This window comes from Amycolatopsis sp. NPDC114504 (assembly GCF_055633595.1).
Window position 1 is genome coordinate 495883 of the sequence record NZ_JBVKDU010000001.1, and the last position, 23787, is coordinate 519669.

The window sequence follows — 23787 nt, forward strand, 5'->3', positions numbered from 1 at the left end:
TCACCTTCCCGCCGCGGCCAGCGCCGCGGAGTTGGTCCGGCCGCGGGCGGGGTCGCCCGCGCTGTACTCGACGTCGTGCCCGGTCAGGTGCATGAACGCCTCTTCGAGGGAGCCGCGGCACAGGGCCAGCTCGTGCAGCACCAGCCCGGCGCCCGCGGCCAGCTCGCCGACTCGCGTGATGTCGGTGCCGGAGATGATCAGCGACTGGTCGTCGTCCGGCGCGGCCTGCACGTCGACCCCTTGGCGCAGCAGGACTTCCGCCAGTTCCAGCAGCCGCGGGCTGCGCACCCGCACGGTGGAGGTGACGGCGCCCTCGACGAACTCCGCGGTCGAGCTCTCGGCGATCAGCCTGCCCCGCCCGATGACCACCAGGTCGGTGGCGGTGAGGGCCATCTCCGGCAGCAGGTGGCTGGACACCAGCACGCTGCGCCCTTCGGCGGCGAGGTCCCGCATGAACTCGCGGATCCACACGATGCCTTCCGGGTCCAGCCCGTTGACCGGCTCGTCGAACAGCAGGACGCCCGGGTCGCCCAGCAGCGCGGCGGCGATGCCGAGCCGCTGGGACATGCCGAGCGAGTAGGTGCCGGCGCGGCGGTCGGCGACCGTGGTGAGCCCGACCTGGTCGAGCACCTCGTCCACCCGGCTCGCGGGCAGCCGGTTCGACCGGGCCATCCACCGCAGGTGGGCGCGGGCGGATCGGTTGGGGTGCACCCACTTCGCGTCGAGGAGGGCGCCGACCTCCCGCAGCGGGTGCCGCAGGTCTTCGTACGGTCTGCCGCCGATCAGGGCGTGCCCCGACGTGGGCCGGTCCAGCCCGAGGATCATCCGCATGGTCGTCGACTTGCCGGCGCCGTTCGGGCCGAGGAAGCCGGTGACGCGGCCGGGCTTGATGGTGAAGGACAGGTCGTCGACGGCGAGCGTCGGGCCGTAGCGCTTGGTGAGTCCGCACGTTTCGATCATGGAGCTCCTCCTCGTGGCGTTCTTCCGAGAAGCCACTGTGGCGGCCGCGGCCGCTCCCCCGGCAGCGGGAAAACCCTGGCGGCCACGGGGAAAACCCTCATCGCCGCACCGGAGTCAGCCCGCTACCGGCGCTCCCGGCGCGGGCGCACCGTGGACCGGAACCCACTGCCCCCCAGGAGGATCCGATGTCAGCGATCACCGCGTGGACCCGCCGCCACCGCCTCACCGCGTTCTTCGGTCTCGCGTTCACCCTGTCGTGGTGGGCGTGGCCGTTCTACGCCGCCGGCATCGCTCCGACGCCGTTCTTCGCCTGCGGCCCCGTGGTCGCGGCGCTCGCCGTCATCGCCGTCACCGACGGCCGGGCCGGCTACCGCGACCTGTTCGCGCGGCTGACCCGCTGGCGCGTCGGCTGGACGTGGTGGGCGGTGGCCGTCGCGCTGCCGCTCGCCGTGCTGGCCGTCGCGGTGGCGGCGAACGTGACCGTCTGGGACGCTCCCGCCCCCGACCTCGGCGCCGTCGCCTGGGCCGACGTCGGGCTGTTCGCGGCGGTGCGGTTCGTCAACCCGCTGGACGGGCCGATCGGCGAGGAGCCGGGCTGGCGGGCCTACGCCCTGCCCCGCCTGCAGGAGAAGTGGTCCCCGCTGCGCGCCGGTGTCGTCCTCGGCGTGGTGGTGGCGCTGTGGCACCTGCCGCTGGTCACCTCGGGGATGCTCGCGCCGTTCGGGCTTCCGGTGACCTTCGCGATCACCCTGGTCTACGTGTGGCTGGTCAACCGCACCGGCGGGAGTGCCCTGATGGCGGTGGTCTTCCACGTGTCGCAGGGCGCGATCGGTGCCGCCGCGCTCGGCTTCACCGGCGCCGACGCCGATCGGCTGGGCTGGCTCACCGGCTCGCTCTGGTGCCTGGTCGCGGTCGCCGTCGTGACCGCCGACCGCGCGGCTTGGCGGTCACCTCGCCCGGTCCGCCGTCACTACGCGGTCTCGCCGAGAATGCCGCTGACGTAGCGCAGTTCGCCCATGCGCAGGTCGTCGTCCGTGAGGGGCGGCAAGTCGTGGGCGGCGAGCAGGTCCCGGGTGCTGACCGCGGTCAGCGTCCAGCCCCGGGCGGCGAGGTAGGGACCCGCTTCGTTGCGCTCGCCGAAGTGCCGCAGCCGCGTCATGTCGGTGTCGAATCCGTGCTCGCGCCAGAGTGCGGAGATGCCGTCGAGGCGGTGCTTCGTCTTGGTCTCGGCGCCCGGTCGCGGGTTCGGCCGGCTTTCGGTGGCGACCCGGCTCCCCCGCGCGCTGAGCGCGGTGACGGTGTCCAGCAGGCGATCCTGCGCCTCGGGCGGCAGGTAGCCCAGCAGGCCTTCGGCGCTCCACGCGCTCGGCCGGGCCGGATCGAAGCCCGCGGCGCGCAGGGCGGCGGGCCAGTCGTCGCGCAGATCGACCGCGACCACTCGCCGGTCGGCGGTCGGCTCGGCGCCCAGCTCGGCCAGCGCGCGGGTCTTGAACCCGACGACCCGCGGCTGGTCGAGCTCGTACACGACGGTCCCGGCCGGCCAGGGCAGCCGGTACGCGCGGGAGTCCAGGCCGCAAGCCAGGATGACGACCTGGGCGATGCCCGCGTCCGTCGCCGCGAGGAAGAAGTCGTCGTAGAACCGGGTCCGCACCTTGGCTCCGTCGATCGCCGTCGTGTCGACGAGGTCGCCGGGCGGCAGTTCGCCGGTGGCCAGCCGGGTCAGGAGCTCGATGCCGACCGCCCGGACGAGCGGCGCGGCGAAGGGGTCGTCGATGAGCGAATCCGTCCGCGTCGCGATGGCGCGGGCCATCGCCGCCATGGTCGCGGTCGCGCCGACACCGGACGCGGGGTCCCCGTTCGCAGTCATCGGCGGACCGTAACGGAGGCGCCCGGCCGGCTGGCTAAAGTGAGAGCGGTGACCGCCCGTTTGCCTCGCGACCGCATCCTCGAAGCGGCGCGCGCGGCGTTCGTCACGGAAGGCCTGGCGGTCCCGGTCCGCGAGATCGCCCGGCGCGCCGAGGTCGGGCCCGCGACCGTCTACCGCCACTTCCCCACGAAGGAAACACTCGCCGCGGCGGCGTTCACCGAGCAGGCCCGGGCCTGGCAGTCCACTGTGGACAAGGGGCTGGCCGACCCCGACCCGTGGCACGGTTTCCGCAGCACGGTCCGGAAGCTCTGCGCACTGCAGGCCCGCGACCACGCCTTCACGACGGCGGTCAAGGCCACGTTCCCGCGCGCGGTGGACCTCACGGCGATGCGCACGACGTCCCTGACCTCCGCGGCGCGGCTGATCCACCGCGTCCAGGAGAGCGGCCACGTACGCCCCGAGGTGACCCTGGCCGACCTGCAGGTGGTGCTCATGGCCGGCACCGGCATCCACGGGAGTACCCCGGCGGCGAGTCGGCGGTTCGCTGCGCTCTTGACCCGGGGATTCCGCCGGTCGGGCTGAGTTTCACCCGTCGGCAAGCCGCTGGATCACCTCGGCCAACCACGCCTCGAGCGCACCCGGGTCACCCAACTCCGAACGCAGCACCCGGCGGCGGGTCGAGACACCGAGCACGAACGCATCGATCGCAGCGGCCCGGGCGCGCGCGTCGGCATCGGCCAACCCGCTGTCGCGCAGGTAGCGGTGCAACGGCTCCAGCGACTTCGCGTCCAGAAACGCGGCCAGCGCCTCCGCCGCTTCCGGGCGCTCGCCCGACGCGCGTTGCAGCACCAGCAGCGGATCCTCCCCCGGATCGCCGGACCAGCGTCGGACGATGCTCGCCGCGAGTCGCGTACCCAGCTCGGCGCGGGCGCCGTCGAAGGAGTCCTCGACCGGGATCTCGACCCGGGTAGCCGCCAGGAAAAGGCCTTCCTTGCCGCCGAAGTAGCGCGTGATCAGGTTGGGTGACACGCCGGCCGCGTCGGCCACGCCCTTGACGGTGATCGCCGTGTAGCCGTGCCGGGCGAACTGGCGCCGGGCCTGGTCGAGGATCCGCTGCCGGGTGGCCGCCGCGTCGCGCGAAGTCATGTGTACGAGCATACACATCATGTGTATCGTCGTACACATGATGGACGAACTGCGGGACAGACTCCGGCGGACCCGGCGGGTCACGACCCTCTGGAGCACCGACGAGACACGCGGCATCACCGCCACCCGGCTCGACGAGCTGCTCGAACGCTGGGCCGGCGGGTACGACTGGGACGAACACGAGCGCCGCGTCCGCGCGCTCCCCTGGGTCACGGCGGGTGGCCTGCGCCTGATCCACCGGCGGGCCGCGGAACCCGGCGCCCCGGTCGTCGTGCTGCTGCACGGCTGGCCCGACTCGGTGCTGCGGTTCGAACGCGTCCTGCCCCTGCTCACCGACGTGCACGTGGTGGTCCCCGCGCTGCCGGGCTTCCCGTTCGCGGCCCCGCTCACCACCCCCGGCGTGTCCGCCGGCCGGATCGCCGAGCTCGTCGCGGACGCGCTCGCCGAACTCGGCTACCCGCGCTACACGCTGTCGGGCGGCGACATCGGCGGCACCGTCGCGGAAGTCCTGGCGGGGCACCACCCGGACCGGGTGACGGCCCTGCACCTGACGAACGTCGCCCCACAGCGCGCACTCACGGCGGACCCGGCGACGCTCGCCCCCGACGCGGCCGCCTACCTCGGCCGGACGGCGCGGTGGTTCCGGGCCGAAGGCGGCTACATCGCCGAGCAGTCGACGCGGCCGAACACCCTGTCCGTCGCCCTCGGCGACTCCCCCGCCGGCCTCGCGGCGTGGATCGTCGAGAAGCTCGAGTCCTGGTCGGACGAAGCGGCCTTCACCGACGACGACCTGCTCACCTGGGTCACCGCCTACTGGACCACCGGCACGATCGGCACCTCGTTCACCACCTACACAGAACCGGTCACCCTCCCCGCCCGGATCGACACGCCGACCGTGCTGTCGGTGTTCCCGCGGGACATCAAGCCGGAGCCGCGAAGCTACGCCGAAGCGTTCCTGAACGTCGTCGAGTACGAGGAACACCCGGCCGGCGGCCACTTCGCGGCGTGGGAGCAGCCCGAAGCCTACGTCCACGACCTGCGCCGCGCGGTCGGGCTGGGCAGCTAGTCGCCGCAGCGAGGGTGGGCCGCAGAAGGCCTCCTCAGTCCTCGTAACGGGCGACGATCGCGGCAGCACGGTCACGCAAGGCGGCGCGCAAAGACTGCGGCGCCAGCGCTTCCACGTGGGCGCCGAGCTGCCACAGCGCCCACTCGGCGTGCCACGCGTCCTGGTACGTCGCCTCCAGGCGCAGCCGGCCGGTGGCGTCGGGCTCGGCCGCGCGGACCGCCACCGCGGTGCGCAGCACGTCCTCCCGCCGCGCCGGGTCCACCCGGAGCTGCACCGCTGTGTGCCCGCCCGCGAGGAACTGCGCGCAGCGCTCCCGCCAGACCCGGTCCAGGTCGACACGGGCCGGTCGCCGCGCCGGTTCGGGAAGTCCTTCCGCGGCCAGCACTCGCGACAGCCGGTAGGTGCGGTCCTCGCCCGATCGAATGGCCAGCAGGTAACCCCGCTCGCGCACGGTGACCAGGCCGATCGGGTCCACCGTGCGCCACTCCGGCTCGTACCCGGCGGCCGTGTAGTGGAGGCGCAGCCGGCGTCCGGCTAGGACCGCGCGCCGGATCTCGAGCAGGGCCGGGGCGGGCGCCTCCTCGGCGGCCGGACGGCGGGGAAGCAGGTCGGTCTCCGGCTCGACGAGGAACCGGCCGGCCGCGTCGCTCGCGGTGGCGCGGTGGCTTTCCGGCAGCGCGTCGAGCACCTTGCGGCGGGCCGACGCGAGCGCCGGACCGAGGCCGAGACCCGATCCGGTGGCGAGCAGCGCCAGCGCCTCGTCGTGGTTCAGCCCGGTCAGCTCGGTCCGGAACCCGGGCAGCAGCGCGAACCCGCCGTGCCGGCCGCGTTCGGCGTAGACCGGGACACCGGACGTCGACAGCGCCTCGATGTCGCGCAGCACGGTCCGCGTCGACACGTCCAGTTCGCGGGCGAGCGCGTCCGCGGTCAGCCGGCCGCGTTGCCGCAGCAGCAGTACCAGCGAGACCAGCCGGTCGGCGCGCATGTGGAACGAACGGCGGTCAACCCGACGACGTGGTCCGCGGAGCTGGGGTTCAACCAGGGGGAGCTCGTCGCCGGGCACACCCGGACCCTGTACTGCTCCGGGCAGACCGCGACGAACGCCGAGGGCAAGCCCGAGCACGACGGCGACATGGCCGCACAGCTGACGCTGAGCCTCGACAACCTCGAGGCCGTGCTCGCCGAAGCCGGCATGACGCTGACGAACCTGGTCCGCCTCAACGTCTACACGACCGACGTGGACGGGCTGTTCCCGCACTACGGCGTGCTGGCGGCCCGGCTGGGCGCCGCCGGGGTGGCCCCGCCGACCACGATGCTCGGGGTGACGCGGCTGGCCATCCCCGGCCAGCTGGTCGAGCTCGAGGGCACCGCCGTCGGGTGACGTATCGCTGGCCGGAACGGTTTACCTGAAGCACGGCACCAAAGTGCTATGATTCGGACCGAACCGTTCCTGTCAGCGAAACGAAGTCGAGGACCACGAGCGTGGCCGTCAACAGTACCGCCGGGCGCAAGCCCGCCGCCCCGTCGGACAACGCCGGCACCGAGGCCGCCGCCCGGGTGGCCGACGTGCTGCTGCTCTTCACCGGCGGCCCCCGGTACCTGGGCGTCAGCACGATCAGCCGGGAGCTCGACCTGTCCAAGGCGGTCGTCTACCGGATCCTGCAGTCGCTCGTCTCGCGCGAGGTGCTGGCCACCGACGCCGGTGTCGCCGGCTACCGGCTCGGCCCCGCGGCCGTCGCGCTCGGGGCGAGCGCCCTGCGCCGGTTCGACGCCCGGGTCGCGGCGCTTCCCGTCCTGCGGCGGCTGCGGGACGAGACCGGCGAGACGACCACCCTCTCCGGCCTGGTCGGCGACGAACGCGTGTACCTCGACCAGTTCGAGAGCCCGCGCGAGATCAAGATGACCGTGGAGCTCGGCCGCCGGTTCCCGCTGCACGCCGGTTCTTCCGGCAAGGTGATCCTCGCGTCGCTGACCGAAGACCACCGGGAAGCCTTGCTGCACCGGGAGCTCCCCGCGCTGACCGAGCACACGATCACCACCGCCGAGCAGCTGCGCGAGGCCCTCGCCGAAGTGGCCCGTGACGGCGTCGCCGTCTCGCTCGGCGAACGCCAGCCCGGCGCGGGATCGGTCGCCGCTCCCCTGTTCGGCCCGGACGGCGAGGTCCACGGCTCGGTCAGCATCTGCGGACCGCAGTACCGCTTCACGCCCGACGCCGTGGCCCGCTACCGCGACCTCGTGCGCGACGCCGCGGCCGAGATCCGGCAGAGCTGGGCCTGGCTGCAGGAGCAAGGCGGCCGATAGGTCGTGAGTGAGAAACAGGGTTAGAACACTGTTTCCCACTCACGACCGGCGTTCAGCGGCCGCGCTCGAGGTAGCGGCCCACCGGGTCGCCGGTGATCTTGCCGTCGGCGAACACGTGGTTCCCGCGCACGAACGTGTCGGTCACCTTCGCCGTCATGGCGAAGCCCTCGAACGGCGTGTACTCCTGAGTGGACTCGGACTCCGCCGCGCGCACGGTCCACCGGACGTCCGGGTCGACCAGCGCGAAGTCGGCGTCGAAGCCCTCGGCGATCGTGCCCTTCTTCAGCAGGCCGTAGCGACGCGCCGGGTTCTGCGACGTCAGCTGCGCGATCCGCTGCAAGGACAAGCCCCGCTTCGTGCCTTCACCGACCAGCCCGGGCAGCAGGTACTCGGCACCGCCGAAGCCGGACTTCGCCAGGAAGACGTCGTCGCGGTCCGAGCCGAACTTCAGCTCGTCGCGGCAGCACGCGTGGTCGCTGACCACCCAGTCGACGTCGCCGGCGAGCACGTGCCGCCACAGCGCCTCGACGTCCTCGCGCTCGCGCAGCGGCGGGTTGACCTTGCCGCCGATGCCCGACGCCGTGTCGACGTCGGCCAGCAGGTGCCCGATGGTCACCTCGCGTCGGAAGTCGATGTGCGGGAAAGCCTTCCCCATCGTCAGCGCGGCCGAGAGCGCCTTCTCCGACGACAGGTGCAGCAGGTTGATGTTCGGCAGCCCGGTCTCGTGCGCCAGGTAGGACGCGATGGTGACGGCCAAGCCTTCGGAGTGCGGTGGCCGCGACGCGCTGTAGGCCCGCAGGCCCGACAGCGAGCCGTCCCGCTCGACCAGTTTCGTGTACGCCGTCATGATTTCCGCCGTCTCGCAGTGCAGCGAGAGCGACAGGTGCGGCGCGTACTCGGTCAGGATCTCCCGCGCGTGCTGGACCCCGCGCATGACGAACTCGAAGTGCGCGATGTCGTAGCGCTCGTCCGGCGGGATCATCAGGAAGTCGCTCTGGCTGGTCGAGCGCCCGTGCAGGCCGTGGCTGCCGTAGAACATGAAGATCTTGAACGACGTGACGCCGAATTCCTCGACCAGGTACGGGATTTCGGAGATGTGCTGCGAGCTCATCGGCGCGAGGTGGAAGGCGTAGTCGACGTAGGCGTTGCCTTCCGAGGCGCTCAGCACCTCGGGGAAGAAGTCGCGGTAGCTGCCGCCCTTGTTCAGGTAGTACTGGCCGGTCCGCATGTACGTCAGCGACGTCGTGACGCCGCCCTGCGCGCTCGCGCGGCTCTCGGTGCGGGTGTCGGTGGCCAGCTCGTTGTAGATGCCCCAGTGCTGGTGCGCGTCGACGACTCCGGGGAAGGCCAGCAGGCCGCGGCCGTCGACGACCTGCGCGACGTCGTCGGTCGGCAGGTCCTTCGCGACGCGGGTGATCGTGCCGTCGTTGACGGCGATGTCCAGCAGCTCGGGCTCGGATCCGTCGGCGTCGTCGGGGCGGACGACCCGGACGTTCTTCACGAGCAGTTCCGTTGTTGCCATTTCTCTCCTCAGCTTGCGGGGTCGGGGGTGCGGCGCCGGGCGACGTCGCCGGCGGCCAGGTAGGCCAGCCCGAAGGCGGGCAGGAGTCCGTTGCCGGGCAGGTAGCCGGCGGCGCCGTGCCCGGAGATGCTCGCCGCGGCGCCACCCGCGGCGTAGAGCCCGGGGATCGGGCGGTCCTCGGTGTCGACGACGGCGGCGTGCTCGTCGACCAGCAGCCCGCCCTGGGTGTGGAACAGCGCGGGCACCACGCGCACGGCGGCGAGCCGGCCGGTCAGCGGACGCTCCCAGTGGGTGCGGCCGTGCTCGTCGGCCTGTGAGCCGCGCGCGATCGCCTGTGTGGTGGCGAGTTCCGCTTCCAGGGCGTCCGGCGGCAGGCCGGTCGCCCTCGCGAGCCCGGCGGCGTCGTCGGCCCAGACCAGCGCGCCGGCGGACACGACGTCCCGGAAGTCCTGGAACGGCTGGCACTGCTCGAAGATCGTCTCGTCGAGCACGATCCAGCCGGTCGAGCCGGGCCGCGCGGCCAGCTCGGCGGCGTACTCGGAGTAGCCGCGGGTCTCGTTGCCGAAGCGGCGGCCTTCGAGGTCGACGAGGATCGCGCCGTGGATGATCGTCGCCCAGCCGACGAGCGTGCCCGCGCTCGCGGACACCGCGCCGTGGCCCTGGTAGGCGTCGAGGAACCCGGTGGCGGCGCCGCGCTTCTCGCCGATGCGCAGGGCGTCGCCGAGCGACTGGTCGCTGCCCTGGTAGAGCGAGCCCGAGATCTCCGGCAGGTGCTTCGCGACGAGGTCGGCGTCGGCGCCGAAGCCGTTGGTGGCCAGCAGGACCGCCCGGGTCGGGATCTCTTCTTCGGTCCCGTCGGGGTATCGGACGACGGCCGCGCGCACACCGTCCACATCGGACAGGACGTCGACCAGGCGCGCCGGGGCGAGCAGCTCGATGTTCTCGTGCTCGGTCACGCGCCGGGCGAGGTGGTCGACGACGCCGGAGCCGTGGCGGCCCGGGATCGTGTGGCAGCGGGGCACGGCGTGACCCGGGTAGTTGAAGTCCGTGACCAGCGACAACGGCAGCCCGGCGGAGTCGGCGAGCCACTCGACCAGCGGCGCGCTGACCTCGGCGAGGGTCCGGGCCAGGCGCGGGTCGGCCTGGCCGTGCGTCTTGGCCATGATGTCGGCGACGAACTTCTCGGGCGAGTCGTCGACGCCCTGCTCGGCCTGCCAGCGGGAGCCGGCGCCGGGGAACATCGCCGTGGACATCGAGGTGTTGTTGCCCCGCCGGAAGTGCTCGCTCGCCTCGACGACCAGGACGCTGAGGCCCAGCTCGGCCGCGCGCAAGGCCCCGGCGAGCCCGCCGCCCGCGCCGGCGACGACGAGGTCCGGTCCGTCGGTCACCGCTCCTCCACGGCAAGCAGCCGCATCGCGAGTTCCGTCGGGTCGACGATGCGCGCGGGCAGGTCGGCGGGCTCGACGTCGACGGCCGAACAGCCGTTGATGACCGCGCTCGCGCCCGCTGCGGCGAGTTCGCCGACGGCTGTGCCGAGGGCGGCGTTCCACGTCTCGGTCTCGGCGATGGCGGAGAACGGCAGGTCCAGCACGCGAACGCCGACGAAGTACTCGGTCAGCCGGTAGGCAGCGATGCGCTTGGCGAACTCCTCGGCGATGGCGTCGTTGCGCACGACCGCGCCGAACCGGACACCCTTCGCGGCGAGGTGGCTCGCGGACAGCTTGAGCAGGCCGTGCACCGGCAACGGCGGTTCGGCGACGGCGTCGGGAACGGCCGGGTCCAGAACGCAGTCGGGGAAGGCCAGGTCCCAGCCTTCACCGGCATCCGCGAGCACCGCGGCGACGGCGTTCTCCGAAACCCGCATCGACTCGTCGGTGTCCAGGGTCTTCGGCGCCGCCGGGCCGACGTCACGCAGCTCGATCGTCAGGCCGGGCGGGGCGAGCCGGTCGTAGCGCTCCTGCCGCCGCCGGATCTCCTCGGGCGGCAGGTGGATGGGCGTCACCGCGAGGGCACGCATCAGTTCGGCTCCTTCTCTTCGGTTCCGGCCAGCCCGCGCAGCGCCGCGCCGACGCGGGGCAAGCCGGGCAAGTCGCGGCCCAGCGCCGCCGCGCGAGCGACGACGTCCGCGGGCAGCCAGTTCGCGAGCAGGCCGACCAGGTCGGGCTCGGCCAGCGGGTGGTGGTCGGCGTCCCCGACCGGGTTGGGCACTTCACAGGTGAGCGACGTTCCGTCGTCGAACGCGACCGTCACTCGCGCCGCGCGCTCGTCCGGGAGACGCGCGGTGAGGTCCGCGGCCTCGACCACGCGCACGCGGCTCGCCAGAGAACGCACGTCCGCGTCGCAGAGTGGGCTCTCCGGCCCGACCTCGCCGCTCAACGCCGCGGTCGCCACCACGAACGGCGTCGAGAACATCGCCGAGAGCCGGTTCGACCAGTCCAGCGAGGACAGCCCGGCGCCCAGGACGTGGCTCTCCACCAGGACGTGCGTGATCCCGGCAGCGCGGAACTCCGGGCGGGACCGCAGTTCGAGCACCGCGTCCGCCGCCGGGTGGGTGAACGAGCACGACGCGTGCCGCTTGAAGTAGCCGCGCGTGATGTCCCAGCGGGTGCCCAGCTCCGCGGCCAGCTCCGCCGCGTCCAACGAGCCGAGGAGCGTGCCGAGCGAAAGTGCGGCCGTTCCGGTCGTGCGGGCCATCCCGGCCGCCGCCATCCGGGCCGCGGCCAGTCCCGACGTCGCCGAGGCGCCCAGCCATGCGTTGCGCACCGGGTTGCCCTGGGTCGCCGAGCCGAAGTGCCCGGCGATCACCAGGCCGGCCGCGGTGTCGATGGCCGCCGCGGCCGCGCCGGGTGGGAGGCCGAGCAGCCGCGCGCAGCCCGCCGCCGCGCCGGGGACGCCCCAGCTGCCGTGCGGGTGCGCGCCCGCGCGCAAGGTGGTCGCGCGGCCGAACCGCGCCGCGACCTCGTACGCGGCCAGCAGCGCCGCCGCCGTGTCCGCGCCCGTGCTGTCCAGCTCGGCCGCCAGCGCCAGCACCGCGGGGAACCCGTGCGCCGCGGGGTGACCCTTGGCGTACTTGTGCCCTTCGTCCAGCTCCAGCGACACCAAAGCGACCCCGTTGAGCCACGCCGCCGCGTCGGTCGTCACCAGCCTCCCGCCGCCGATCAGCGGCGCCGGGCCCGCGGGCGCGCGCCACGCGTCGGCCAAGGAACGCTGCTCCGGCAGCGAAGCACCCAACGCGGTGACGCCGACGACGTCGAGCAGGACGAGGGAAAGCCGGTCCAGCACCGCGGCCGGGACCCCCGTGACGTCCAGTTCGGACACCCACGCACCCAGCGAAGCGGTGGCGGAAGCCGCTCGTTCGCGTTTCACAGTCCCAAGTACGCCTTCCTGACGCGCTGATCGCCGGCCAGCTCGGCGCCGGTGCCCTGCAGTACCGTCGACCCGCTTTCCAGCACGTACGCCCGGTCGGCGATGGCCAGCGCCTGCTTCGCGTTCTGCTCGACCAGCAGTACCGCCACCCCGTTGTCCCGGATGCGCTGGACCGCTTCCAGCACCGTCCAGGTCAGTTTCGGCGACAAGCCGGTCGACGGCTCGTCGAGCATCAGCAGCCGCGGCCCGGCCATCAGCGCGCGGCCGATCGCGAGCATCTGCTGCTGGCCGCCGCTGAACGTCTGGGCGAGCTGCGTCCGGCGCTCGGCGAGCACCGGGAACAGCTCGTACACCTCGTCCAGCGAAGAAGCGGCCTGCTCTGACGTGCGGGTCCACGCGCCCATCCGCAGGTTCTCCTCGACGGTGAGCGTGCCGAACAGCGCCCGGTCCTCGGGCACGTGCACCAGGCCGTCGCGCACCAGCTGGTCCGGACGCCGGCCGGCGGTCGACGCACCATCCAAGGTCACCCGGCCCGACAGCGGTTTGAGCTGCCCGCAGATGCTGCGCAACGTCGTGGTCTTGCCCGCGCCGTTCGCACCGACCAGCGCGACGATCTCGCCGGCGTCGAGCCGCAGGTCGACGTCGTGCAGGATCCGCATCCGCCCGTACCCGGCGCACACCTTCTCAAGCGTCAGCATGGGTCGGCTCCTCACCGAGGTAGGCGTCGATGACGCGCGGATCGCTGGTGACCTCGGCGGGCGACCCGAAGGCCAGGACGCGGCCCTGGTCGAGCACGAGGACGCGGTCGGCCAGCCGCATCACGGCGGCCATGATGTGCTCGATGAACACGAGCGTGACGCCTTCCTGCTCGCGCAGCGTGGCGAGCAGGTCGAGCACCGGTTCGCGCTCGGCCGGCACCAGCCCGGCCAGCACCTCGTCGAGCAGCAGCACCTTCGGCCGCGTCGCCAGCGCCCGCGCCAGCTCGAGGCGCTTGAGCCCGGCGGTCGGCAGGTCGGTCGCGTTGCGGTGCGCCCACGGTCCGAGCCCGACGCGGTCGACGACGTCTAGTGCGTGCTCCCGCAGGGCTTTCGCGCTCAGCCGGTGGTGCTGCGCGGCGAGGCCGACGTTCTGCGCCACCGTCATACTCGCGAACGGCCGCATCAGCTGGAACGTGCGGACCATCCCGGCCCGCGCGATCCGGTCGGGCGCGCGGCCGGTGACATCGTCGCCCGCCAGCCGCACCCGGCCGGTGTCCGGGGACAGCGCTCCGGAGATGACGTTGAACAGCGTGGTCTTGCCCGCGCCGTTGGGCCCGATGACACCGAGGATCTCGCCCTCGGCGACCGCCAGGTCCACATCGGACAGTGCGTGCACGCCGCGGAACGCCTTGCCGACGCCGGTGACTTCCACGATGCTCATCGACGCCACCTCGCAGCGAGAGTTCCGACGATCCCCTTGGGCAACAGCCGCACGATCAGGATGACCAGCACCGCGTACAGCACGACGTCCAGTCCGCTGCGGCCCTGCAGGAAGCCCAGGAACTCCGGTGGCGTGCGCAGCAGCGTCGCGGTGACGTCGGTGAGCGAGCCGATGATGATCGCGCCGACCACGGGGCCCCACACCGTGCCGATGCCGCCGATCACGACGGGCACGATCGCCTGGATCGAGATGGCCGAGCCGAACCCGAGATCGGGGTTCACGAACAGGTAGTACTGCGTGTAGAAAGCGCCCGCCACGGCGGTGATCGCCGCCGACAGCGCGACCGTCAGCAGCTTGTGCCGCAACACCGGAGCGCCCAGTGACGCCGCCGCCAGCTCGTCGTCGCGGATCGCGGTGACGTAGCGGCCGGCGCGGGAGTGCAGGAAGACGATGCTGATCGCGACCGCCGCCCCGGCCAGGACCAGGGCCACCCAGAAGTACGCGGGCGAGTCGGCCGGGAACTGGATCAGCCACAGCGACGAGTCCTGGATCAGCGGCACGCTGAACCCGACGGACTTGTTGGCGAACGCGCTGCTCGTGACGATCAGCCGCAGCATCTCCGCGAACGCGAAGGTCGCCAGCGCGAAGTACGCGCCCTGGAGCTTGTAGCGGAAGGAGAAGTAGCCGATGACGACGGCGACCGCGGCGGCCACCGCCATCCCGGCCAGCATCCCGATCCACGGCGACACGTTGTGCTTCACCAGCAGGTACGCGCAGGTGTACGCGCCGAGGCCGAAGTAGGCGGCGTGGCCGAAGCTGAACATCCCGCCGAAGCCGCTCATGATGTTCCAGCCGACGGCCATCAGCAGGAAGATCAGGATCCGGACGGCGACCGCACCCTGGGCCGCCGGGAGGATCAGCGGCAGCGGGATGGCGACCAGCACGAGGATCGCGAGGATGGCCAGCTGCTTGTTCTGCGGCCGCAGCGGCGGTGCCTTGACGGCTTCCGAGGATCCGGCCGGCGCCTCGATCGTGATGCTCATGCGCGCCTCCCGAACAGGCCCTGCGGACGCAGGAACAGCACCAGCACGAACACCACGAACACGCCGAGCAGGGAGCTCTGGCCGCCGAGGTAGATGGTCGTGAGCTGCTCGACCAGCCCGATCAGCAGGCCGCCGACGAGCGCGCCCACGACGTTGCCCATCCCGCCGAGCACCACGACCACGAACGCCGTGATGTTGAACTGCTCCCCCAGCGTCGGGGTCACCGTGACGAGCGGGCCGGCGAGCACCGCCGCCGCACCCGCGCACGCCGTGCCGATGGCGAAGGTCAGCGTGTGCATCCGCCGGACGTTGATGCCGACCAGCGACGCACCGGACGCGTTCGCGGCGACCGCGCGGATCGCCGTGCCCAACCGGGTGCGGCGCAGCAGCCAGTACAAGAGGCCTCCGAGCACGATCGCACCGAGGAACGCGTAGAGCCGCGAACCCGCGACGACCGCGCCCAGCAGCGGGAACTGGAAGTCGCCGGGCAGCGCGATCGTCTTCGGTTCGGCACCGAAGAACATCAGCAGCCCGTTCTCCAGCAGGAGGGAGAGGCCGAGCGTGATGAGCAGCTGGTTCTCCAGCGACCGGCCGCCGGCCCCGGACAGCAGCCCGCGGTGCACGGCCGCGCCCAGCAGGAACAGCGCCGGAACGGCCACGACGAGCGTCAGGTACGGGTGGAGCCCGGTCGCCTGGACCATGCCGAACGACAGGAACATGGCCACCGCGAGGAACGCGCCGTGGGCGAAGTTGACGATGTCGAGCACGCCGAAGATCAGCGTCAGGCCCATCGCGATGAGGCCGTAGAGCCCGCCGGTCAGGATGCCGGTGACCACCGACTGCCAGACCACCAGGCCGCTGCCGGACTGCACCAGCGCGAGCACGATCGCGACGACGAGGACGGCGGCCACGATGCCGGCGCGGCCGAGGAAACCCCGGTCCGCTCTGGTCTTCCGGTCGGGTGGTGCGGTTTCGGGGACGACGGGCGCCCCGGTGTCGAGTTCGGTCATGGTCGCCACGCCACCCTGTAGTCGGGCCGGGATTCGGCTTTTTCGGGGGGATACACCTGCTGGACCCGCCCGTCCCGGACCTGCATCAGCACCGGGAAGGCGTTGCGGTTGTCGCCGTTGGGGGCGAACTGGATCTGCCCGCGCCCGACGGTCAACGGCGAAACCTGCGCGGCGGCGATCGCGTCCCGGACCTTCTCCGGGTCGGTGCTCGCGGCCTTCTCGACGCCGTGCGCGATCACCTGGACCGCGTCGTAGGACAGGACCGCGCCGGTGCGCATCGGGTCGCCGTAGCGCTTCTGGTACTTCTCGCGCAGTGCGACGGTCTCGGGGTTGGTCGCGTCGTAGTGGTAGTTGGTGCTGAAGTACAGGTTGCCGACGGCGGCCGCGTCGGTGACGAACTTCGGCTGGTCGTACGCGCCGTTCGAGACGCCCCAGACCGCGTTGAGGTCCGGCTTCACCGAGGCGATCGCCTTGGCCGCCAGCAGGCTGTCGCGGTAGTAGCCGGCGACCGCCAGCACGTCCGCGCCGGCCGCCTTGACCTGGGTGATCTGGGCGGTCAGGTCGCTGACGGTGGTGGCGTCGTAGCTGATGTTCGGGCCGACCTCGATGCCGAGCTGCTTGGCCGCCGCGGTGAAGGCGTCGGCCGCGCCGCTGCCGAAGTCGCTCTGCTCGTGCAGGAACGCGACCTTGCGGACGGGCTTGCCCGCCTGCTCGGACACCGCCTTGAGGTACTGGGCGGCGGCCGTCGCGATCGCCTTGCTGCCGGGCTGCACGCGGAAGGAGTACTTGTAGCCGTGGGAGAAGATCGCGTCGGAGGCGGTCACGTCCATCACGAACGGGACCCGGTTGCGTTCGGCCACGACGGCGACGTTGGTGCTCACCGCGCTCTGGTAGGTGCCGACCAGGCTGACCGCGCCGGCCGAGATCAGCCGCTGGGCCTCGCTCTGCCCGATGTCGGCCTTGCCCTGCGTGTCCCCCGTGACCAGCTCGACCTTGCGGCCGCCGAGCGACTTGATGCCGCCGGCCGCGTTGATGGCGTCGACCGCCAGCTGCGCGCCGCGGCGCATCTGCAGGCCGTCGACCGCGTTCGAGCCGCTGACCGGGTGCAGTGCCCCGATCTTGACCGAGCCCTCGTCCCGCCCCGCGGCGGCGCCCCCGGCCCCCATCGGAGCCGATCCCCCGCACCCGGTCGCGAGCAGGGCCAGCGCCCCGAGTCCCGCGACGAGCATTCGTGCGGACATGTCACCTCTTCCCACTGGAAGGCTGTGCACCCTAGAAGGACTAGCGTTCCGCTTAGCGAAACGCCAGGTTTGTTGCCGGTCATCGTGACACCCGCCCCGACTTCAGGTCAACATCTGCGCATAACTTGACGGACACGTGCGATCAGTGCGAACTTGGAAAACACCGAGAGACGCCACTACGAAACTCGGCGTTCACAAGTGTTCCCCCCGGCGAAACGGTGCTCGAACCCCGCTCGCCGGACGAGAAAGGCAGGTAAGCCCCATGACGGGCGCTTTGTCCGGGATCCGGGTGCTCGACACGGCCACCCTGTTCGCCGGCCCGCTGGCCGCGACGCTGCTGGGCGACTTCGGCGCCGAGGTGATCAAGATCGAGCACCCGAACGGCGACCCCGTCCGCAGCCACGGCGCGCAGCGCGACGGCGTCGGCCTCTGGTGGAAGATGCTCGGCCGCGGCAAGAAGGCGATCACCCTCTACCTCGGCTCCCCCGAGGGCCAGGAGATCTTCAAGAACCTGGTGGCCGACGCGGACGTCGTCGTCGAGAACTTCCGCCCCGGCACGCTGGAGCGCTGGGGTCTCGGCTACGACGTCCTGCGCGAGATCAACCCCGGCCTGGTGCTCACGCGCGTCACCGGGTTCGGGCAGATCGGCCCGTACGCCAAGCGACCCGGCTTCGGCACGCTCGCCGAGGCGATGAGCGGGTTCGCCGCGATCACCGGCGAACCGGACGGCCCGCCGACGCTGCCGCCGTTCGGGCTCGCCGACGGGATCGCCGCGCTGACCACCGCGTACGCCGTGATGACCGCGCTGCGGGCGCGGGAGCAGACCGGCCGCGGGCAGGTCGTCGACCTCGCCATCATCGAGCCGATCCTGACACTGCTCGGGCCGCAGATCATCGCCTACGACCAGCTCGGCACGCTGCAGCCGCGCACCGGCAACCGGTCCACGAACAACGCGCCGCGCAACACCTACCGCACCCGCGACGGCAGCTGGGTCGCCATCTCCACCAGCGCCCAGTCCATCGCCGAGCGCGTGATGCGGCTGGTCGGGCGCCCGGAGCTGATCGACGAGCCGTGGTTCGCCAGCGGCGCCGAGCGCGCGCAGCACGCCGACCTGCTCGACGACGCCGTCGGGTCGTGGATCGCCGATCGCGACCGCGACGACGTCGTCAAGGCGTTCGAGGAGGCCCAGGCCGCCGTCGCGCCGATCTACACCGCCGCCGACGTCATGACCGACCCGCAGTTCGAAGCGCTGGGCACGATCGCCACGCTCGACGACGAGGAACTGGGGCCGGTGAAAATGCAGAACGTGCTGTTCCGGCTGTCCGAGACGCCCGGGCAGCTCACGTCGGCCGGGGCACCGCTCGGCGCGCACACCGCCGAGGTGCTCGGCCGCCTCGGCCTCGGCGAGCCGGAACTGGCTTCGCTGCGCGAAAAAGGCGTGATCAAGTGAGCGAGGTTCGGCGCAGCTGGCTCTACGTGCCCGGCGACCGGCCGGACCGGATCAAGAAGGCACTCGACGGCGAAGCGGACGCCGTGATCATCGACCTCGAGGACGCCGTCGCCGCGGCGGCGAAGGACGAGGCACGGCGGAACGCGCAGTCCGCTTTGGACGATGGCGCGCAGACCTTCGTCCGGATCAACGCGCCGGGCACCGACGCCGGCGAGGCCGACATCAAGGCCCTGCGCGGGGCCGCGGGCGTCCGCGTACCGAAGTGCGAGGACCCGGGCGAGCTGCGCCGGGTCGCCGACGCGCTCGGCGTGCCGGTGTACCCGGTGCTGGAATCCGCGCTGGGCGTGGAAAACGCCCTCGCGATCGCCACCGCGCACCCGCTCGTCGCCGGGATCTCCCTGGGCGAGGCCGACCTCGCCGCCGACCTGCGTGTCGCCGGTGGGGACGCGCTGACCTGGCCGCGGTCCCGGGTCGTCGTCGCCGCACGGGCGGCCGGGCTGCCGAGCCCGGTGCAGAGCGTGTGGACCGCCGTGCGCGACCTCGATGGCCTGCGCACGAGCACCGAAGCCGGGCGGGCGGCCGGGTTCTTCGGCCGGTCGGTGATCCACCCCGCCCAGATTCCCGTGGTGCACGAGGTCTGCGCCCCCGACCCGGCCGAAACGGCCTGGGCGAGCGACCTGCTCGACCGGCTCGCCACGGACGGGTCGGCGGCCTGGATCGACCACCACGGACAGTTCGTCGACGCCGCGATCGTGGCGCGCGCCCGGTGGGTGCTCGCGCTCGCGGCGCCGGCAGAAAAGGAAGGCCAGCACTCATGACACGTCCCCAGGATCCGCTGCTGTCGGCGATCGCCGGCGGGGTCCGGCTGATCGAGCTCGGGCAGCCGTTCTTCACCGGCATGCCCTGCTCGCCGAACCACCCCGGGTTCCGGATGACCCTGATCCGCCGCCACGGCGACATGCGCCGCCCGGACGGCGGGTCGGCCGCCAACGAGATCATCGTGACCGGCGGGCACGTCGGCACCCACATCGACGCGCTCTCGCACGTCAGCCACGACGGCAAGCTGCACGGCGACGTCGATGCCGCCGAGGCCCAGCAGGGCGGCGTGTTCCGCACGCACGGCGCCGAGAACCTGCCCGGCCTCCTGCGGCGCGCGGTCCTGCTGGACGTGGCGGCCGTGCACGGCGTCCCGACGCTGGAGCCGGGGTACGGCGTCACGGCCGACGACCTCGACGCGGCCGCGAAGCGGGCCGGCACCGAGCCCGGCGACGGCGACGTCGCGCTGATCCGCACCGGCTGGGCCCGCAACTTCGACGACGCCACGACGTACATGGGCAAGGAAACCGGCGTCCCCGGCGCCACGACGTCGGCCGCGGAGTGGCTGGCGGAGCGTCGTGTCGTCGCGACCGGCGCGGACACCACCGCCTACGAGCAGATCCCCGCCGGGGCCGGGCACGCCGTGCTGCCGGTGCACCGGATCCTGCTGGTGGAGTCGGGCATCTTCATCATGGAACACCTGAACCTCGAGGCGGTGGCGACCGAAGGCATCCACGAGTTCGCGTTCGTGCTGGCACCGCTGCGGATCGTCGGCGGCACCGGCTCCCCCGTGCGGCCCCTCGCGGCGGTGAGCGCATGACCGCGACGATCGTCCAGCAGCTGGCCGCGTTCGCGACGTCGGCGCGGGCCAAGGGTCTGCCGCCGGAGCTGCGCGACGACGCCGCGCGGCGGGTGCTCGACGTGCTGGGCAACAGCCTGGCCGCGACCGCCGAACGACCCGCCGCGGCCGTCGGCGCGCTGGTCCAGGAGTGGGGCGGCACCGGCCGGGCGACGGCGATCGGCACCGGCGACCGCCTGCCCGAACCGAGCGCGGCCCTGCTGAACGGGACCCTCGCGCACTCGCTCGACTTCGACGACACGCACCTGCCGTCGGTACTGCACCCGTCGGCGTCCGTGGTGCCGGCCGCGCTGGCCGTCGCGGAGTCCCGGGGCGCGACCGGGGCCCAGCTGCTCGACGCGATCGGGGTCGGCGTCGAGATCACCGTGCGGCTCGGCATGGCCGGGTACGACGAAGAACTGGGCAACTCGGTGTTCTTCGAACGCGGCCTGCACGCGACGGCGATCTGCGGTGCCCTGGGCGCCGCGGCGGCCGCCGCGATGCTGTCCGATGTGGACGCCGAGGGCATCGCCGACGCGATCGGCATCGCGGCCAGTATGGGTTCGGGGCTCCTGGAAGCCAACCGCACCGGCGGCACGGTGAAGCGCATCCACTGCGGCTGGGCGGCCCACGCCGCGGTGACGGCGGCGGGCATGGCGCGGCACGGCATCACCGGCCCGCCGACGGTCCTGGAGGGCCGGTTCGGTCTGCTGCAGGCGTTCTGCGGCGACCAGTCCGATGTGGACGCGATCGTCGACGGCCTCGGCGAGCGCTGGGAGCTGCCGGGGATCTTCTTCAAGCCCTATCCCTGCAACCACTTCACCCACGCGGGCATCGACGCGGCCCGGCGGCTCCGCGAACGCGGCGTCGACCCGGCCGAGATCGAGCACCTGGAACTGGGCGCGCCGACGGCGGTCTTGCGCACGATCGGCGAGCCGCGCGAGGACAAGACCCGGCCGAAGTCGGGCTACCACGCGGCGTTCTCCGGCCCCTACACGGTGGCGGCCGGGCTGCTGGGCGGCGGCGGGCTCGGCGTCTTCCACGACGACTTCACCGACGAAGCCGCCGCGGACCCCGCGCGCCTGGCGCTGGCGGCGAAGGTGCACTGCGTGCCGGACGCCCGGTGCGACGAGATCTTCCCCCACCAGTTCCCGGCGGTCCTGCGCGTGCGGCTGACCGACGGCACCGAACTGGAGGAACGCGTCGACGTGAACCGGGGCGGACCGGACAACCCGCTCTCGGCGGACGAGCTGGCGACGAAGTTCCGCCTGAACGCGGCCCGGGTCCTCCCGGCCGAGGTCAGCGCCCGGATCACGGAGCTGACGTACGGCCTCGCCGAGCTGGGCGACCTGTCGGAGCTGACCCGCTTGCTGCGCGTCTGACCGCCGGTGGTGCCGGCCGGAATTTCGTGACCGGCACCACCACGGGAACCTCTGGGGGCCACTGTCCGTTTACCCTTACCTACGGCACCGTAAGTTACGGTCGCGTAGGTACGGAAGGACGTCCCCATGCCGGTTCCGGAAAGCACGCGCCTGTTGTACGAGCTGGAAGGGACGGTCGAAGAGAACCTCAACCGGCACCTCGCCGCCGCCCAGGAGTGGATGCCGCACGAGTACGTCCCCTGGAGCCAGGGGCGCGACTTCGCCGAGCTCGGCGGGGAGGCCTGGGACCCCGAGCAGTCCCGGGTCAGCCCGATCGCGCGGACGGCGCTGGAGGTCAACCTCCTCACCGAGGACAACCTGCCCAGCTACCACCGCGAGATCGAGCGCGCGTTCGGCCGCGACGGCGCGTGGGGCACCTGGGTGCACCGCTGGACGGCCGAAGAGGGCCGCCACGGCATCTGCATCCGCGACTACCTGCTGGTCACCCGCGCCGTCGACCCGGTCGAGCTGGAGCGCATGCGGATGGAGACGATGCAGGCCGGTTACGAGACCGGTGACAAGCCGCTGCTGCACGTCTGCGCGTACGTCTCGTTCCAGGAGCTGGCCACCCGGATCTCGCACCGCAACACCGGCCGCTACACCCAGGACCCGCTGGCCGAGCGGCTGCTGGCCCGGGTGTCCACGGACGAGAACCTGCACATGGTGTTCTACCGGAACCTGGTCAAGGCCTCGCTGGAGATCTCCCCCGACGCCATGATGCGCGCGATCACCGACGAGGTCGTGTCGTTCGCGATGCCGGGCGCGGTGATCCCGAGTTTCGCCCGGAAGGCGGCGCTGATCGCCAAGGCGGGCATCTACGACCTGCGCATCCACCACGACGACGTCGTCCTGCCGCTGCTGCGCTACTGGAAGGTGTTCGACCTGGCCAACCTCGGTCCGGAGGGCGAACGCGCCCGCGACGAGCTGGCGACCTTCCTCAAGACGCTCGACGCCCAGGCGGCTCGCTTCGAGGAACGCCGTGACGCCGCCGAGGCCCGCCGCGCCAAGCTCAAGAACGGCTGACGGTCTTCAGGCGGGCGGCTCTCCGAAGGCCTTGAGCAGCAGGCGGTGCAGGGTTTCCCGCTCCCCCGGGCTCAGCGCGGAGAGCAGCTCGCCGGTGACGGCGGCCGAGACGTGCTCGACCTTCGCGACCGCGGCCCGGCCGGCCTCGGTCAGGGTGAGGAGGTGCCGCCGCCGGTCCTCGGTGTCGCGTTCCCGGAGCACCCAGCCCGCGGCCTCGAGCCGGTCGAGGACCTTCACCAGGTCACTGCGGTCCAGGCCCAGCCGGTCGGCGACGCGCTGCTGGGCCAGCGGCCCGAACTCGCCGACGCAGACCAGGACGTAGTAGTCGCGCAGGGCCACCCCGGAGCCGGCCAGCGCCTCATCGATCCGGGCGACGCCGCTGCGGTGCAGGTTCCCCATCACGTACGTGGGCCAGCGCAGCAGCGCTCGGGGACGGTCCGTCATGGTCACGATCCTACGCGGAAAAAGCGGGTTGGCACAATTGTAGGAATTCCCTACAGTAGGTCTCATGAACGAAAACAAGGTCGCCCTCGTCACCGGCGCGAGCCGCCCGCAGGGCCTCGGTTTCGCCGTCGCCCGTGAGCTCGCCACCCGCGGCTACCACGCCGTCCTCGCCAGCCGGGACCTCGACCGCACGCGCGCGCTGGCCGGGAAGCTCGTCGCCGAAGGGCTCTCCGCGGACGCGGTGCGCCTCGACGTCACGGACCCGGCCGACGCCGCGGCCTGCGCCGAGTTCGTCCGCTCGGCCACCGGCCGGCTCGACGCGCTGGTCAACAACGCCGCCGCCATGCCCGACTTCACGACGCTGTCCGTGCTCGACGTGGACCTGAGCGAGGCCCGCACCGCCTACACCGTCGACGTCCTCGGTGCCTGGGGCCTGGTCCAGGCGTGCCTGCCGCTGCTCCGGGCCGCTCCGGCGGCGCGGATCGTCAACATCTCCAGCGCCGCCGTCACGCAGCTCGCCGGGACCGCGGGCGTCCGATCGCCCGGCTATTCCCTGGCCAAGTACGCGCTCAACGCGCTGACCTCGTCACTGGCCGCGGAGCTGCGCGATACGGGGATCCTGGTCAACGCCGTCGACCCCGGCTCGGTGGCCACGCACCCCGAGCGCGGCGACGACGCCGACGACCGCTCGCCCGCCGAGGCCGCACTCGGCGTCGTCTGGGCGGCGACCCTGCCCGCGGACGGCCCCACCGGCGGTTTCTTCCTCGACGGCCGGCCTGTTCAGGGCTGAGTTGCCCGCCCGGCACAGTGATCGCCGGATTTTCGGGCATCTCCGGTTCACCTCCCCGACACCC

At 72.4% G+C, this 23787-nt stretch carries 25 protein-coding genes; 11 read left to right on the forward strand and 14 right to left on the reverse strand.

Annotation, left to right across the window (positions count from 1 at the left end; translation table 11 throughout):
* The gene (locus ACZ7PG_RS02395; protein ID WP_470237290.1) at positions 1-960 is read right to left on the reverse strand and encodes an ABC transporter ATP-binding protein; all 960 of its coding nucleotides are present in this window, start codon (positions 958-960) and stop codon (positions 1-3) included.
* A 185-nt stretch (positions 961-1145) separates the two neighbouring features.
* Between ACZ7PG_RS02395 and ACZ7PG_RS02400 the strand changes: the two genes are divergently transcribed.
* Positions 1146-1964 carry a CPBP family glutamic-type intramembrane protease gene (locus ACZ7PG_RS02400; RefSeq protein ID WP_470237291.1) on the forward strand — a complete coding sequence of 273 codons (819 nt, stop codon included), beginning with the start codon at positions 1146-1148 and terminating at the stop codon, positions 1962-1964.
* Here the strand turns inward: ACZ7PG_RS02400 and ACZ7PG_RS02405 are convergent.
* Complete coding sequence (locus ACZ7PG_RS02405) at positions 1931-2827, reverse strand: SAM-dependent methyltransferase (protein WP_470237292.1); 897 nt, start codon at positions 2825-2827, stop codon at positions 1931-1933. The two genes, ACZ7PG_RS02400 and ACZ7PG_RS02405, sit on opposite strands and share 34 nt — an antisense overlap.
* A gap of 48 nt (positions 2828-2875) precedes the next feature.
* On the opposite strand from ACZ7PG_RS02405, the gene ACZ7PG_RS02410 reads away from it, so the two are divergent.
* A complete protein-coding gene (locus tag ACZ7PG_RS02410; RefSeq protein WP_470237293.1) occupies positions 2876-3409 on the forward strand; it encodes a TetR/AcrR family transcriptional regulator in 534 nt (177 codons plus the stop codon).
* Positions 3410-3412: 3 nt separating this feature from the next.
* On the opposite strand, the gene ACZ7PG_RS02415 is transcribed toward ACZ7PG_RS02410, so the two are convergent.
* Positions 3413-3973 (reverse strand): TetR/AcrR family transcriptional regulator, encoded by a 561-nt coding sequence (locus ACZ7PG_RS02415; RefSeq protein ID WP_470237294.1) that lies wholly within the window; start codon positions 3971-3973, stop codon positions 3413-3415.
* Positions 3974-4010: 37 nt separating this feature from the next.
* Between ACZ7PG_RS02415 and ACZ7PG_RS02420 the strand changes: the two genes are divergently transcribed.
* Complete coding sequence (locus tag ACZ7PG_RS02420) at positions 4011-5039, forward strand: epoxide hydrolase family protein (RefSeq protein ID WP_470237295.1); 1029 nt, start codon at positions 4011-4013, stop codon at positions 5037-5039.
* A gap of 34 nt (positions 5040-5073) precedes the next feature.
* Here the strand turns inward: ACZ7PG_RS02420 and ACZ7PG_RS02425 are convergent, their stop codons facing one another.
* A complete protein-coding gene (locus tag ACZ7PG_RS02425) occupies positions 5074-6024 on the reverse strand; it encodes a helix-turn-helix transcriptional regulator (protein ID WP_470237296.1) in 951 nt (316 codons plus the stop codon).
* Between ACZ7PG_RS02425 and ACZ7PG_RS02430 the strand changes: the two genes are divergently transcribed.
* Together ACZ7PG_RS02430 and ACZ7PG_RS02435 are read left to right on the forward strand one after the other, a co-directional pair.
* Complete coding sequence (locus ACZ7PG_RS02430) at positions 6025-6420, forward strand: RidA family protein (RefSeq protein WP_470237297.1); 396 nt, start codon at positions 6025-6027, stop codon at positions 6418-6420.
* 101 nt (positions 6421-6521) lie between these two features.
* Positions 6522-7340: an IclR family transcriptional regulator gene (locus ACZ7PG_RS02435; RefSeq protein WP_470237298.1), complete on the forward strand. Its 819-nt coding sequence runs from the start codon at positions 6522-6524 to the stop codon at positions 7338-7340.
* Between the two features lie 52 nt (positions 7341-7392).
* Here the strand turns inward: ACZ7PG_RS02435 and ACZ7PG_RS02440 are convergent, their stop codons facing one another.
* From ACZ7PG_RS02440 to ACZ7PG_RS02480, 9 genes are read right to left on the reverse strand one after another with little or no spacing between them, the layout of a single operon-like run.
* Positions 7393-8862: a dihydroorotase gene (locus tag ACZ7PG_RS02440; protein ID WP_470237299.1), complete on the reverse strand. Its 1470-nt coding sequence runs from the start codon at positions 8860-8862 to the stop codon at positions 7393-7395.
* An 8-nt stretch (positions 8863-8870) separates the two neighbouring features.
* The gene (locus ACZ7PG_RS02445; protein WP_470237300.1) at positions 8871-10250 is read right to left on the reverse strand and encodes an FAD-dependent oxidoreductase; all 1380 of its coding nucleotides are present in this window, start codon (positions 10248-10250) and stop codon (positions 8871-8873) included.
* Positions 10247-10879 carry an aspartate/glutamate racemase family protein gene (locus ACZ7PG_RS02450; RefSeq protein WP_470237301.1) on the reverse strand — a complete coding sequence of 211 codons (633 nt, stop codon included), beginning with the start codon at positions 10877-10879 and terminating at the stop codon, positions 10247-10249. Before ACZ7PG_RS02450 ends, ACZ7PG_RS02445 begins: the two co-directional genes overlap by 4 nt.
* A complete protein-coding gene (locus ACZ7PG_RS02455; protein ID WP_470237302.1) occupies positions 10879-12228 on the reverse strand; it encodes an MmgE/PrpD family protein in 1350 nt (449 codons plus the stop codon). Before ACZ7PG_RS02455 ends, ACZ7PG_RS02450 begins: the two co-directional genes overlap by 1 nt.
* A complete protein-coding gene (locus ACZ7PG_RS02460; RefSeq protein ID WP_470237303.1) occupies positions 12225-12926 on the reverse strand; it encodes an ABC transporter ATP-binding protein in 702 nt (233 codons plus the stop codon). Before ACZ7PG_RS02460 ends, ACZ7PG_RS02455 begins: the two co-directional genes overlap by 4 nt.
* Positions 12913-13647 (reverse strand): ABC transporter ATP-binding protein, encoded by a 735-nt coding sequence (locus ACZ7PG_RS02465; RefSeq protein ID WP_470237304.1) that lies wholly within the window; start codon positions 13645-13647, stop codon positions 12913-12915. The genes ACZ7PG_RS02460 and ACZ7PG_RS02465 overlap by 14 nt, the downstream gene beginning before the upstream one ends.
* A complete protein-coding gene (locus tag ACZ7PG_RS02470) occupies positions 13644-14690 on the reverse strand; it encodes a branched-chain amino acid ABC transporter permease (RefSeq protein WP_470237305.1) in 1047 nt (348 codons plus the stop codon). The genes ACZ7PG_RS02465 and ACZ7PG_RS02470 overlap by 4 nt, the downstream gene beginning before the upstream one ends.
* Positions 14687-15700 (reverse strand): branched-chain amino acid ABC transporter permease, encoded by a 1014-nt coding sequence (locus ACZ7PG_RS02475; RefSeq protein WP_470237306.1) that lies wholly within the window; start codon positions 15698-15700, stop codon positions 14687-14689. Before ACZ7PG_RS02475 ends, ACZ7PG_RS02470 begins: the two co-directional genes overlap by 4 nt.
* Positions 15697-16941 carry an ABC transporter substrate-binding protein gene (locus ACZ7PG_RS02480; RefSeq protein WP_470237307.1) on the reverse strand — a complete coding sequence of 415 codons (1245 nt, stop codon included), beginning with the start codon at positions 16939-16941 and terminating at the stop codon, positions 15697-15699. The genes ACZ7PG_RS02475 and ACZ7PG_RS02480 overlap by 4 nt, the downstream gene beginning before the upstream one ends.
* A 262-nt stretch (positions 16942-17203) precedes the next feature.
* Here ACZ7PG_RS02480 and ACZ7PG_RS02485 point away from each other — a divergent pair, with 262 nt between their 5' ends.
* From ACZ7PG_RS02485 to ACZ7PG_RS02505, 5 genes are all read left to right on the forward strand, one after another.
* Positions 17204-18391, forward strand: coding sequence for a CaiB/BaiF CoA transferase family protein (locus ACZ7PG_RS02485; RefSeq protein WP_470237308.1), 1188 nt, complete (start codon positions 17204-17206; stop codon positions 18389-18391).
* The gene (locus ACZ7PG_RS02490) at positions 18388-19209 is read left to right on the forward strand and encodes an HpcH/HpaI aldolase/citrate lyase family protein (protein ID WP_470237309.1); all 822 of its coding nucleotides are present in this window, start codon (positions 18388-18390) and stop codon (positions 19207-19209) included. The genes ACZ7PG_RS02485 and ACZ7PG_RS02490 overlap by 4 nt, the downstream gene beginning before the upstream one ends.
* Positions 19206-20027 (forward strand): cyclase family protein, encoded by an 822-nt coding sequence (locus ACZ7PG_RS02495; RefSeq protein ID WP_470237310.1) that lies wholly within the window; start codon positions 19206-19208, stop codon positions 20025-20027. Before ACZ7PG_RS02490 ends, ACZ7PG_RS02495 begins: the two co-directional genes overlap by 4 nt.
* A complete protein-coding gene (locus ACZ7PG_RS02500; RefSeq protein ID WP_470237311.1) occupies positions 20024-21427 on the forward strand; it encodes an MmgE/PrpD family protein in 1404 nt (467 codons plus the stop codon). Before ACZ7PG_RS02495 ends, ACZ7PG_RS02500 begins: the two co-directional genes overlap by 4 nt.
* Positions 21428-21553: 126 nt before the next feature.
* Positions 21554-22489, forward strand: a complete 936-nt coding sequence (locus ACZ7PG_RS02505; protein ID WP_470237312.1) for an acyl-ACP desaturase — start codon at positions 21554-21556, stop codon at positions 22487-22489.
* 6 nt (positions 22490-22495) lie between these two features.
* Here the strand turns inward: ACZ7PG_RS02505 and ACZ7PG_RS02510 are convergent, their stop codons facing one another.
* Positions 22496-22933: a MarR family winged helix-turn-helix transcriptional regulator gene (locus ACZ7PG_RS02510; RefSeq protein WP_470237313.1), complete on the reverse strand. Its 438-nt coding sequence runs from the start codon at positions 22931-22933 to the stop codon at positions 22496-22498.
* Positions 22934-22997: 64 nt separating this feature from the next.
* On the opposite strand from ACZ7PG_RS02510, the gene ACZ7PG_RS02515 reads away from it, so the two are divergent.
* Positions 22998-23723, forward strand: a complete 726-nt coding sequence (locus ACZ7PG_RS02515) for an SDR family NAD(P)-dependent oxidoreductase (protein ID WP_470237314.1) — start codon at positions 22998-23000, stop codon at positions 23721-23723.
* Positions 23724-23787 lie beyond the last annotated feature (64 nt).